The organism is Nitrospirota bacterium (assembly GCA_016207885.1).
Lineage (GTDB): Bacteria > Nitrospirota > Thermodesulfovibrionia > UBA6902 > UBA6902 > JACQZG01.
On record JACQZE010000006.1, the window covers coordinates 83951 to 96439 of the forward strand.

At 46.1% G+C, this 12489-nt stretch carries 10 protein-coding genes; 1 reads left to right on the plus strand and 9 read right to left on the minus strand.

Translation table 11 applies throughout. The annotated features are described in order from the left end of the window. Positions 1–16: 16 nt before the first annotated feature. Genes eno through kdsB form a run of 3 tightly spaced genes read right to left on the minus strand, consistent with a single transcriptional unit; the run spans position 17 to position 3704 of the window. A complete protein-coding gene (gene eno / locus HY807_05870; protein MBI4825934.1) occupies positions 17–1288 on the minus strand; it encodes a phosphopyruvate hydratase in 1272 nt (423 codons plus the stop codon). After that, positions 1285–2964, minus strand: coding sequence for a CTP synthase (locus HY807_05875; GenBank protein MBI4825935.1), 1680 nt, complete (start codon positions 2962–2964; stop codon positions 1285–1287). Before HY807_05875 ends, eno begins: the two co-directional genes overlap by 4 nt. Then, positions 2937–3704 (minus strand): 3-deoxy-manno-octulosonate cytidylyltransferase, encoded by a 768-nt coding sequence (kdsB, locus tag HY807_05880; GenBank protein MBI4825936.1) that lies wholly within the window; start codon positions 3702–3704, stop codon positions 2937–2939. The genes HY807_05875 and kdsB overlap by 28 nt, the downstream gene beginning before the upstream one ends. 115 nt (positions 3705–3819) lie before the next feature. On the opposite strand from kdsB, the gene HY807_05885 reads away from it, so the two are divergent. Then, positions 3820–5382, plus strand: a complete 1563-nt coding sequence (locus tag HY807_05885) for a B12-binding domain-containing radical SAM protein (GenBank protein ID MBI4825937.1) — start codon at positions 3820–3822, stop codon at positions 5380–5382. 318 nt (positions 5383–5700) lie between these two features. On the opposite strand, the gene HY807_05890 is transcribed toward HY807_05885, so the two are convergent. The 6 genes from HY807_05890 to HY807_05915 form a co-directional block, all read right to left on the minus strand. Then, positions 5701–6744, minus strand: coding sequence for a glycosyltransferase (locus HY807_05890; GenBank protein MBI4825938.1), 1044 nt, complete (start codon positions 6742–6744; stop codon positions 5701–5703). A gap of 5 nt (positions 6745–6749) precedes the next feature. Further along, the gene (locus tag HY807_05895) at positions 6750–7655 is read right to left on the minus strand and encodes a dihydroorotate dehydrogenase (protein MBI4825939.1); all 906 of its coding nucleotides are present in this window, start codon (positions 7653–7655) and stop codon (positions 6750–6752) included. Continuing rightward, positions 7655–8425 (minus strand): dihydroorotate dehydrogenase electron transfer subunit, encoded by a 771-nt coding sequence (locus HY807_05900; GenBank protein MBI4825940.1) that lies wholly within the window; start codon positions 8423–8425, stop codon positions 7655–7657. Before HY807_05900 ends, HY807_05895 begins: the two co-directional genes overlap by 1 nt. Further along, positions 8418–8891 (minus strand): transcription elongation factor GreA, encoded by a 474-nt coding sequence (gene greA, locus HY807_05905; protein ID MBI4825941.1) that lies wholly within the window; start codon positions 8889–8891, stop codon positions 8418–8420. The genes HY807_05900 and greA overlap by 8 nt, the downstream gene beginning before the upstream one ends. 76 nt (positions 8892–8967) lie before the next feature. Then, positions 8968–12264, minus strand: a complete 3297-nt coding sequence (gene carB, locus HY807_05910) for a carbamoyl-phosphate synthase large subunit (GenBank protein MBI4825942.1) — start codon at positions 12262–12264, stop codon at positions 8968–8970. 1 nt (position 12265) lies between these two features. Further along, positions 12266–12487: a hypothetical protein gene (locus HY807_05915; protein ID MBI4825943.1), complete on the minus strand. Its 222-nt coding sequence runs from the start codon at positions 12485–12487 to the stop codon at positions 12266–12268. Positions 12488–12489: the final 2 nt, after the last annotated feature.

A 12489-nucleotide genomic window follows, 5' to 3' on the forward strand; every position in this document is an offset into this window, starting at 1 on the left:
AATAATATATTTTTTATCAGAAATTGTAAAAAACCCTCTTTCCGCAATAAACCGCGGTACTGCCCAATTCTTCCTCGATCCTCAAAAGCCTGTTGTATTTGGCAACCCTGTCTGTCCTTGATAAAGACCCTGTTTTGATCTGGCCGGTATTGCAGGCAACACAGAGGTCGGCAAGTGTTGTATCCTCGGTCTCTCCGGACCTGTGAGAGACAACAGCTGTATAGCCCGCCCTCTTTGCCGTCTCAATCGCCTCAAGCGTCTCGGTAAGCGTCCCGATCTGATTGAGCTTGATCAGTATGGAATTTGCAACACCTTTACTGATCCCATCGGACAATATCTCCTTGTTGGTTACAAAGAGGTCATCGCCTACAAGCTGAACCTTATCTCCGAGCTTTTCCGTCATCTTCTTCCAGCCGGGCCAGTCATCCTCTGAAAGGCCGTCCTCTATGGATATGATAGGATATTTTTTAATAAGTTTTTCATATGTGCTGATCATCTCATCAGAAGTGAGAGACTTGCCTTCAAACTTGTATTTCCCGTTCTTGCAGAATTCAGAAGAGGCGCAATCAAGGGCAAGAAAGACATCCTTGCCTGCTTTATAACCTGCGCCGCCGATCGCCTTTATTATCAGGCTGCATGCTTCTTCATTGCTCTTCAGGCTCGGAGCAAAACCTCCTTCATCACCTACAGATACGCTAAGTTCCTTTGACTTCAGCAGGGTCTTGAGGCTGTGGAATATCTCCGCCCCCATCCTTAACGCCTCCCTGAAGTTCGGTGCGCCCGCCGGCATTATCATGAACTCCTGAATATCAAGGTTGTTATCAGCATGTTTCCCGCCGTTAAGTATGTTCATCATGGGCACAGGGAGTTCCTTTGCGTTAACTCCGCCGAGATACCTGTAAAGCGGCATCCCTGCATCCATGGCGGCAGCCTTTGCAACAGCAAGAGAGACCCCGAGTATGGCATTGGCGCCGAGCTTCTTCTTGCTCTTTGTGCCGTCCAGCCTGATCATCAGGCCATCAAGATAAGCCTGTTCATATGCGTCCGCTCCAAGCACATGCGGCGCTATCTTTTCATTAACATTCTTAACTGCCTTTCTTACGCCAAGCCCTGAATAGCGTTTTTCATCATCACGCAGTTCAATGGCCTCTTTCTGTCCGGTTGAAGCGCCGGAAGGAACAGCAGCCCTTCCATACGCGCCGCTTTCAAGAACCACATCAACCTCGACAGTCGGATTTCCCCTGCTGTCAAGTATCTCCCTTGCAAAGATCTCAGCTATCTTGCTCACTCAGATACCTCCGTTTTTTTAATTTGCCTCTCTGTAAAAAGAAGTTTTCGTCCTCTGTATGCAGCCTCAATAAATGAGCTGAAAACAGGATGAGGGGCCAGAGGCCGCGACTTGAACTCAGGATGGAACTGGCATGCAAAAAACCATGGGTGATCCTTGATCTCTATAGTCTCAACCAGCTCCTTGTCCGGACTTGTCCCGCTTACCATAAGCCCTTTCTTCTGAAATGTCTCTTTATATTTATTATTGAACTCATATCTGTGCCTGTGCCTTTCTGATATCTCTTTTTGCCCGTAAGCTTTAAGCGCTATCGTATCATCCTCAAGCGCGCAAGGATACGCGCCGAGCCTCATCGTCCCGCCCTTGTCAGAAGACATATCTCTCTTCTGAATAGTCTTGGCTCTGAAATCATACCACTCTGCCATCAGATATATGACAGGATAAGGCGTCTCTTTATTGAATTCAGTGCTGTTGGCGCCCCGCATACCGCAAACATTCCGGGCAAACTCTATAACGGCACAGTGCAGGCCGAGACAGATGCCGAAAAATGGGATCTTCTTCTCCCTTGCGTACCTCACAGCCTCTATCTTGCCCTCAATGCCCCTGTCTCCAAAACCTCCCGGGACAAGAATAGCGTCTATATCAACAAGTATCCTTTCTACGCCGTTCTTCTCAATATCTTCAGCATCAATATAAAGGATATCCACTTTGACATTATTAGCAATGCCGCCATGAATGAGCGCCTCGTTAAGGCTCTTGTATGAATCTTTAAGCCCGACGTATTTACCGACTATCGCTATCGTAACCGTGTCCTCAGGGTTCTTCAGCTTTTCAATTACATCCTGCCATTTGGAGATATCAGGCTCTTTGGCATTCAGGGAAAGTTTATTGTTGATCAGACGATCAAGCCCCTCTTCTTTAAGCGCGAGAGGCACCTCATATATAGATTCAACATCCATCGCTGTTATGACAGAGTCTATGTCAACATTACAGTGCAGGGCTATCTTCTTCTTGAAATGCTCTGAGAGCAGCCTGTCGGTGCGGCAGAGAAGAATATCAGGCTGAATACCGATGGCCCTGAGTTCCTTAACGCTGTGCTGGGTGGGCTTTGACTTCAGTTCACCGGAGGTCGGAATAAAAGGCACAAGGGTAAGATGAATATAAATCACATTCTCTTTGCCGGCATCATACCTGAACTGTCTTATCGCCTCAAGAAAAGGCAGGCTCTCAATGTCGCCGATAGTCCCGCCGATCTCAACAATTACCACATCATAATCGCCGGATACAGCCTTTATATAACTCTTGATCTCATCGGTTATGTGAGGCACAACCTGAACAGTCTCACCCAGATAATCCCCCCTTCTCTCCTTCTGGATGACGTTATTGTAGATCCTGCCGGTAGTGCAGTTGTTCGTCTGCTGCATCCTTGTTGAAGTGAATCTTTCATAATGCCCGAGGTCAAGGTCGGTCTCCGCACCGTCATCGGTTACAAACACCTCGCCGTGCTGGAACGGGCTTAAAGTGCCGGGGTCAACATTGATATAAGGATCCAGTTTCTGTATGGTCACCCTGAGCCCCCTTGCCTCAAGAAGCGCGCCGACTGCAGAAGCAGCGATACCCTTGCCGAGCGAGGAAACGACTCCGCCTGTTATGAAGATATATTTTGTCTTAGCCATTCTTCCGCCCTCTTAAGATCATCAGCCGTATCAATTCCAAGTGTGTCATATATCGTCTCCTTAACCTTTATCTTCATTCCTGAGTTAAGCGCCCTGAGCTGCTCAAGCCGTTCGATCCTCTCTATTGAGGATTCCCCCAGCCCGGTAAATTTAAAAAGGTCCGGCCTTCTGAATGCATAGATCCCTATATGTTTATATATCGTAATTTTATCCGATAAGGTAATATTATCAATACCTGCCCACTCATCCCTGTGATACGGGATCGGCGACCTTGAGAAATAAAGGGCAAAGCCGTCATCATCCATAACAACCTTCACAACATGAGGCGAAAGCACTTCATGGATATCTGTGATCTTTTTAGCGAGAGTGCCGATCGAAGCCCTGCTGTCTTTGAGCATCATCTCCACAAGCCCGTCTATCATCACCGGCCTTATGAAAGGCTCGTCACCCTGAACATTTACAACAATATCACATTCTAAACCTGCTGCCGCCTCAGCAACCCTGTCTGTGCCTGTGGCATGAGTTCCAGAGGTCATCAAGGCCTCGCCGCCGAACCTTATTACCGTATCATAAATCCTTTTGTCATCCGTCGCAACATACGTCTTATTAACAAGCCCTGCCTTTACAGTCTGTTCATATACATGCTGAATTATTGGTTTTCCATTAAGCAGGGCAAGGGGTTTTCCGGGGAAGCGGGTTGCGTTGAAACGCGCCGGGACTATCGCAACCACTTTTTGCATGTATTAGTTTACACTTTCAAATGCAAAATGTAAATTGCTGATTTGCCTCTTCTCATAGCGTCTGATGACAATATATTGATAGACTTTTTCCGCTCGAACTGATAGTATCTATGCGATGAAACTGCTCCTGCTTTCAGTACAATCAAATGCCTACCTTACAGGCCTGAAATATCTTGCTGCCAATGCTATTGCAAACGGCCATGATACGCAGATACTGCACCTGCCGGTATATTTTGAAGAGAGTCTCGATCCTGAGGTCGAGACGTTCATCAAGGACTTTAACCCTGACCTGATAGGCATAAGCCTCATGTCGATTGAGTTCTATCCCACTGTAAATCTGACACGCCTTCTCCGCGAAAAGTTTCAAATACCTATAATCTGGGGCGGTGTGCATGCTGTTATCAAGCCGGATGAATGCATTAAACACGCTGACTATGTATGCTGCGGCGAGGGAGAGAGGGCTATTGTATCGCTGCTGGATCATTTGAAAGATAAAGGAAGAGATATCCCTCCCGCGATCCCGAATATATGGATGAACCATGACGGAGATATTATTAAACAACCCCCGTCTCTGCCTGAGATAGAACTTGACAGCCTTCCCATTCAGGAATATCTTCCAAAGTATTTTTACGTCCTGCATGAAGGCAAAATATTCAACTATTCGAAGAACCCACGCCTCTTCCGCAAACACGCTCTGTACGGCGGAACATGCCATATGATGATAACCACCAGGGGATGCCCCTTCAATTGCGGCTACTGCGCCAATTCATATCTAAGCAAGGTCTACGGCAGAAAGATCAGAGAGAGGTCTGTCCAAAACTGCATGACTGAATTGATGGAGATAAAGAAAGACCCGTATGTTCTCTATATAAACTTTGAGGACGACTGTTTCTTTTCACACAGCAAAGAATGGATAAGTGAATTTTGCATAGAGTACAAGAAACATATAAACCTGCCCTTCATGGTCCGCGCAATTCCGACATTGCTTGACAGGGAAAAACTGGCGATGCTCGACAAGTCAGCCCTGAGCTGGATCATCATGGGCGTCCAATCAGGAAGCGACCGTGTGAATCTGGAGGTCTACAACAGAAGCATCAAATTCGAAACCGTCAGAAAGGCCGCCGCGATGCTTACGGAATTCAGGGTCGTCCCGTATTACGAGATGATAACCGACAACCCTTACGAGAGTGAAAACGATTCAATGGAGACCATTGATGCAATGTCCAGCCTCAAAAAACCCTATACCATCTCACTTTCACATCTCACATTCTTCCCCGGCACCCCGCTCACAGAGAAGGCTATAAATGACGGCATTGCCGACCCTGACGCATATCTCCAAAGGTATATGGTCGATATAGATAAAACTTACTTCAATAAACTCCTGAGCATGACGCCCTACATCCCGCGCTGGGTAGTCAGATTGCTCAACAAGCCTGAAGCATCAAGAACCGCAATGCACATTTTTTCTCTGAAGACACTCCATTTCATCGTGAAGAGAAGCTTTGAGCCGGTAATTTATTTATATCTGATCATGAGATCACTTGATTACAACATCATCTGGACATTGCGCACCATAAAAGGAAACTGGAGATCAGCTTTCTCAAAGTTCATATCAAACTACCTCGGAAAGAACGACCTGAAATACGGCAGAAAGCTGACATCACTTAAGGAAAAATAGATCGGGAAGTGTAATTCTGCTAATTCTTTAATGTTTTATCAAGAAGCTATGAAACATTAAATAGGAGCTTGCGCAACGCGGGCACTTATATTCTTTTGTAAAAATAAGGAACCTCATCCACCATTGACGACGTTTCCTTGCGAGTTTTACACTGCATTGTTTGCAAACCAGATCTTGCATATTCACCTGTATCCTTACTTCTTTAACCGTCAACGGTTTTATGATTTTATTTATATTACGACTAAATCATAATTTTATATGTCCGAATTAATCTGATTATTTTGTAGGATAAATACTTACAGATTGAGGGAATGTGAACTAACTCTTGCCGGAGTAAAGCCCGATTATCTTCCTGCCTAAATCATCTGCACCAGGCTTTGAAGATGCGGCTTCATCCTTCATGAGAAAAGAATTGAAGAGATAAGAGCATGTGTCAGAGACATCTCCTTCTTTAACCAATGAGAGGCTTACAGGAAAAAAGACCTGGCCGGCTGAAGTTTCTGGCTTTCTTACACATACAGCTATGCCGTCAAAAAGTGTCTTTCCGTCACAGCTCAGCGGCCTGATGATCATATCGGCAGAGGCATAAGCAAGCGAGAGCATCCTGTGGTCGCTATAATCAATAAAAAGAATATTATCTGACATGCGCTGTCCGGTATCCTTGATACCATGCTCAAGCTTACTTGAAAATTTCTCGGAAAAAGAGACGGCAATACCTGTACCGGCATTGAGATACTTTCTTAAAAGAATATCCAGGATATCAAAAGACAAAGAAGGGAATCTTAAATTGGAAAAAAGTATCACCTTCTTCCTGGCCTTTAGCTTCTCAATCTGTATTACCTCATTGCTGTTCATGCCTGACGGTATCTGAATAAAAGAGGGTATCATCGCAAATTTCTCTCTGGACTTGTAATGAATCGAAGCAACTTCATATGTATGTTTGTCACCGCATATGACACGGTTTGAGAGAGAGAAAGAGAGGTGAATGAGCATCTGCCCTCCCATCTTGCTCCTGAGCTGTCCGAAGACGGAGAAGAGCTCGGGATGCAACGTAATGAATGTCCTGCTGAACATAAACCTGCCTAAAAAGATAGCTGTAAACATCTTCATCAGGCCGGGCCGTGTGTATCCTTTGGTCAGGAAATGGATAGCATCTTTCCCGAATCCATAGCGGAGAACCTTAAGTATAAAACCGACATAGTTTCTGTTATCAATAAATCCCTTCTCAATTGAAGGATTATCGGAAATATTAATGGCCGAACACTCATGCCCTTCAGCGATCAATCTATTGAATAGAGAAAGATTGTGCAGGCTCTCTTCTTCATACGGAGGGGCGAAATTACCTATAAGAAGTATCTTCATGGCGATTACCTCAATGAACCGGTAAGGTCACTGACTTTTTCTATGCCCATATCTGACATATACTTTTCTATTCCTTCAAGAACATTCATGGAAGCAAGAGGCGTGACAAAATTTCCTGTGCCGACAGCAACTGCGCTTGCGCCTGCGATGAGGAATTCAACAGCATCTTCAGCAGAGATGATCCCGCCCATGCCGATGATAGGTATCTTCACCGCCTTTGAACATTGCCAGACCATCCTGACGGCAACTGGTTTTATTGCCGGGCCTGAAAGCCCTCCGGTTATGTTCGCAAGCTTCGGGCGTCTTGTCCTGATATCTATCGCCATCCCGACAAGAGTATTGATAAGGGATAATGCGTCAGCTCCGGCGTCCTCTGCGACCTTTGCCATATAAGCGATATCGGTCACATTAGGCGAGAGCTTTACGATAAGGGGAAGCGTTGTCGCTTTTCTTACAGCGCTTACAACATTGGACGTGACTTTCGGGTCAGTGCCGAATACGCTCCACCCCGCCTCTTTATTAGGGCATGAGATATTCATCTCAAGCGCGTGTATCCCTTCATAAGAGGACAGCTTCTCCGCAGCCTGAACATATTCATCAATCGAGTCGCCGAAGAAATTAACAATTACCTTGGTATCCTGCCTTCTCAAAAAAGGGAGCTTTCCGTTGATGAATTCATCGATACCTATATTCTGAAGCCCTATGGCATTCAGCATGCCTGAAGGTGTTTCAACGATGCGGGGCGGTGGATTGCCCTGTTTTGGCTTGAGAGAAAGCCCCTTTACTACAATAGCGCCGAGCCTGCTGACATCGAAATATCCGGCAAACTCATCTCCATAACCAAACGTCCCTGATGCTGTCATAACCGGATTCTTGAGACTTAATTTTCCAATATCAACAGTCAAGTCCATTACCAGATTATCTCCTCTGAAGAAAAGACCGGCCCCTCTTTGCAGACACGTTTATAACCATGACGAGTCTTAACAACACAGCCGAGACATGTGCCGATACCGCAAGCCATATTCTCCTCAAGAGCCATGTAGGCTGTTATTTTATGTTTATCCGCAAGCTCTGATAAAGCAGCGAGCATAGGCTTTGGCCCGCATGAATAAATAATATAATCATCAGACGGATTCGACTTTAGAAAATCACTTAGGTCAGTTACTATATTTCCCTTCTTTCCTGAGGAACCGTCATCTGTAGAGATAACAGGCTCTATGCCGAGAACCCTGAACTCATCTATGCAGAGAAGTTCTTTCTTGGTCCTCGCGCCATAAAAAAGACGCGGCTTACGGCTTGAAAAACTGTCAGCCAGCGCAAGCATAGGCGCAACTCCCATCCCTCCTGCGGCAAGGATAATTTTGGCATCTTTTTTAATATTCTGAGGAAAACCATTGCCGAGAGGGCCGAGCACTTCAATCTGGTCTCCCGGATTCTTCCCTTTCAATATTTTCGTCGCCTTTCCTGCAACTCTGTAGAGCAGTTGAAAGTTACCGTCAAGACATCTGTGAAGGCTGAAAGGGCGTTTAAGAAGCGGGTCAAGGCTATCATCAACAGAGAGCATGAAGAACTGTCCGGGTTTGGGAATGCTGATATCTTTCAAAGGATGGAGTGTCAGAAGAAAATGATTTTCTGTTAAAGGCTTATTCTCTTTTATCGATGCCTTAAATATCTCACTCAAAGGTAATCTCAATGACTTCGTATTCAATCGTTCGTGTAGGAGTGGTTACTGTCGCTATATCGCCTATAGCCTTGCCTATAAGTGATCTGGCAACAGGAGAGTTTATGGATATACGGCCCGCCTTGATATCGATCTCATCAGATCCGACGAGGCAGAATATCTTCTCACTGCCTGTTTCAGTATCAGAGAGCCTTACCTTAGCGCCGAAAGCGACAGTGTCCTGCGATATCTTGGAAGGGTCAATAACATTCGCGTGAGTTATCTTTCCCTGAAGTTCCATTATCCGTCCCTCGATAAAGCTCTGCTTCTCCTTGGCTGCGTGATACTCGGCATTCTCAGAGAGGTCGCCGTGCGCCCTTGCAATTTTTATCGCCATGGTGATAGCCGGCCTTTCAACTGTGATAAGCTTCTCAAGCTCCTCTTTAAGCTTCTTGTGCCCTGTTGGTGTCATTGGTATTTTTTTCATGGTATAATTTTAACAATACCCGGAGCACAATGTAAACCCCGGTATATGGCGGTATTATTCTAACGCAGCAGGGAGGTCACTTTTTATGGTAGCTTTGTACAGACCTGATGTTTACACGCTCTTTCAGAACCGCCTCTATGGCGTTCACCGCAGCGGCAGCGCCTGAAACGGTTGTCGTGTACGGCACTCTCTGCAATAATGCATTCTCCCTGATATAGAAAGAGTCTTTATGTGCTTTTTCACCGGAAACCGTATTTATTACAAAACTGATCTTATCATTCTTTATCAGGTCCACGATATTGGGACGTCCCTCAGTCACCTTGTTCACTGTCTCAACCTCAAGCCCTTTCTCTATGAAATATTCAGATGTTCCCTTTGTCGCGACGAGCGTGAACTTCATCTGAATAAGTTTTTTAGCAAGGGGAATAAGCGCGGGTTTATCCTTGTCCTTAACGCTGATAAATACCATTCCGCTTTTAGGCATCGTATTTCTTGATGATGCCTGTGCCTTTGAATATGCCCTGCCGAAATCTTCATCAATGCCCATAGCCTCGCCGGTTGACTTCATCTCAGGCCCGAGAAGTGTATCAACTCCTGCGAACCTGTCAAACGGGAATACAGCCTCTTTTACAGCTGTATGAGATATCTCTGCTTCTTTTGTGATGCCAAGCTCTTTTAACGTCCTGCCGACCATGACCTTTGCAGCGACCTTTGCAAGCGGAATACCTGTAGCCTTGCTTACGAATGGGATAGTGCGGGATGCCCTGGGATTAACCTCCAGTATATAGATATCATCATCTTTAACAGCATACTGAATATTCATCAGTCCCAATACCTTCAATTCCTTTGCAAGCGCTCTGGTATGCTCCTTGATCTCATCAATGATCTTTTTGGAAAGTGAATGAGGAGGTATGGAACACGCCGAGTCGCCGGAATGAATTCCTGCCTCTTCAATATGCTCCATGACCCCGCCGATAATGACATCAGTTCCGTCACATATTGCGTCAACATCCACCTCAACAGCGTCCTGAAGATATCTGTCAATAAGCACCGGATGCTCAGGAGATGCCTTGACCGCCCTTTTCATGTAATCCCTAAGATTGTCTTCATCATAAACTATCTCCATCGCCCTTCCGCCGAGAACATAAGAAGGCCTGACCATTACAGGGTAATCGATAGATGCCGCGATCTTTACAGCCTCATCAACTGACTTCGCAGTCCCGCTCTCAGGCTGTTTGAGATTCAGCTTATGAAGGACCGCCTTGAACCTCTCCCTGTCCTCGGCCATATCTATTGAATCAGGCGAGGTTCCGAGAATCCTTACCCCTTCCTTTTCAAGAGGGACAGCAAGCTTAAGCGGAGTCTGTCCGCCAAACTGGACAAAGACGCCTTCAGGTTTTTCTTTATCAATTATATTCAGAACATCTTCAAGAGTGAGCGGCTCAAAATATAGCTTGTCAGCCGTATCATAATCTGTGCTCACCGTCTCCGGATTGCAGTTCACCATGATCGTCTCATACCCGAGTTCCTTAAGCGCGAAGACAGCATGCACGCAGCAGTAGTCAAACTCTATCCCCTGTCCTATCCTGTTCGGCCCGCTGCCGAGTATGATGACCTTCTTTTTGTCAGTAGGGTTGGCCTCGCACTTTGTTATAGCTGTCAGCGAATAGCTGTCAGCCGTCAGCGTATCTTTTTTGCTGATTGCTGATTGCTGATTGCTAACCGCTGTCTTATAAAATGGTTTTTCATATGTCGAATAAAGATACGGTGTATAAGCCTTGAACTCGGCAGCGCATGTATCAACCAATTTATAAACAGCCTCTATATTTTTCTTTCTGCGCAGATCCCTTACATCCTTCTCCTCAACATTCAGCAGAGACGCGATCCTCTTGTCAGACATGCCGTATTCCTTCGCCTCTCTCAGAAGTTCTTCCTGAATGCCGCCATCTGAGCGCTGAGCGCTGACCTTCTCCTCCATCTCAACGATCTGTTTTATGTTATAGAGAAACCATGGATCTATACCGGTAAGCTTAAAGACCTCGTCTATGCTGAAGCCTAACCTGAAGGAGTGCGCCACATACCATATACGGTCAGCCTTGGGAACCTTCAGCCTTGCGCTTATATCATCCTTGCTGATATCAACCTTCTCAAAACCATAGCTGTCTATCTCCATGCTCCTGAGTGCCTTGTTAAGCGACTCTTTAAATGTCCTGCCTATCGACATCGCCTCACCGACGGATTTCATCTGCGTGGTCAGTGTATCGTCAGCCTCGGGAAACTTCTCAAACGCAAACCTCGGGAATTTCACAACTACATAATCTATTGAAGGTTCAAATGACGCGGGAGTCTCTCTGGTAATGTCATTCGGTATCTCATCAAGTGTCAATCCGACTGCCAGCTTTGCAGCTATCTTGGCTATTGGAAAACCTGTTGCCTTTGACGCAAGGGCCGAGCTTCTTGAAACCCTCGGATTCATCTCAATGACGGTCATGCGGCCGTTATCCGGATTCAGCGCGAACTGTATATTTGAACCGCCGGTGTCAACTCCGATCTCCCTGATAATGTCCACAGAGGCATCCCTCATCCTCTGGTATTCCTTGTCAGTCAGAGTCTGCGCCGGAGCGACCGTGATCGAATCTCCCGTATGAACACCCATTGGATCGAGGTTCTCAATAGAGCATATGATCACCACATTGTCTTTGCAGTCACGCATGACCTCGAGTTCAAACTCTTTCCAACCAATGATAGATTCCTCGATCAGCACCTGATGCACCGGGCTGAGCTCAAGCGCCCTTTGGAGGTTCAGTTTATACTCCTCGATATTATAAGCGACGCTTCCGCCTGTGCCGCCAAGGGTGAAGGAAGGCCTTATGATCGCAGGGAAGCCTATATCTTCTACAAGCGACATCCCGCTTTCAATAGAAGTAACGATAGCGCCCTTCGGCACCTCAAGCCCTATCTTTTCCATGGCATGCTTGAACTCTTCCCTGTCCTCAGCCTTTTTAATGGCAGGCAGCTTTGCGCCTATCAGCTCTACATTGTATTTTTCGAGTATCCCTTTTTCTGAAAGCTCTACTGCAAGGTTGAGCGCGGTCTGGCCGCCCATTGTAGGAAGCAGCGCGTCAGGCCGCTCCTTTGCGATAATGAGTTCAAGGATGTCAGTATTTAAAGGTTCGATATAGGTGACATCCGATATCTCAGGATCTGTCATGATAGTCGCGGGGTTGGAGTTTACCAGCACGACTTCATACCCCTCGCTGCGCAGGGCGCGGCAAGCCTGAGTGCCTGAGTAATCAAACTCGCATGCCTGTCCTATGATGATCGGGCCTGAACCTATCAGAAGTATCTTTTTAATATCTGTTCTCTTTGGCAAGTTAACTCACTTTCTCCTCTATGAAATCCTGTATCTCTTTTATCGGCATATCAGGTACATCGTTATTAAAAAGCCTTTGAGCATAAAGAAGCCGTTCCGTTCCGTCTGTAAGTTTCAGAGAGAGAGTTGCAAACTCAGCCTCATCTCCAATCCCCGGTACAACACTGCCATGCTGCCTTGATATCTTCTCAACAAACCTGGCAGCATCACGGTCTTCAGGCATGA

Excerpts from the sequence above, each read along its gene's own strand:
- HY807_05875 (MBI4825935.1), bottom strand. The coding sequence starts at position 2,964 with ATGGCTAAGACAAAATATATCTTCATAACAGGCGGAGTCGTTTCCTCG.
- kdsB (MBI4825936.1), bottom strand. The coding sequence starts at position 3,704 with ATGCAAAAAGTGGTTGCGATAGTCCCGGCGCGTTTCAACGCAACCCGC.
- HY807_05885 (MBI4825937.1), top strand. The coding sequence starts at position 3,820 with ATGAAACTGCTCCTGCTTTCAGTACAATCAAATGCCTACCTTACAGGC.
- HY807_05890 (MBI4825938.1), bottom strand. The coding sequence starts at position 6,744 with ATGAAGATACTTCTTATAGGTAATTTCGCCCCTCCGTATGAAGAAGAG.
- HY807_05895 (MBI4825939.1), bottom strand. The coding sequence starts at position 7,655 with ATGGACTTGACTGTTGATATTGGAAAATTAAGTCTCAAGAATCCGGTT.
- greA (MBI4825941.1), bottom strand. The coding sequence starts at position 8,891 with ATGAAAAAAATACCAATGACACCAACAGGGCACAAGAAGCTTAAAGAG.
- HY807_05915 (MBI4825943.1), bottom strand. The coding sequence starts at position 12,487 with ATGCCTGAAGACCGTGATGCTGCCAGGTTTGTTGAGAAGATATCAAGG.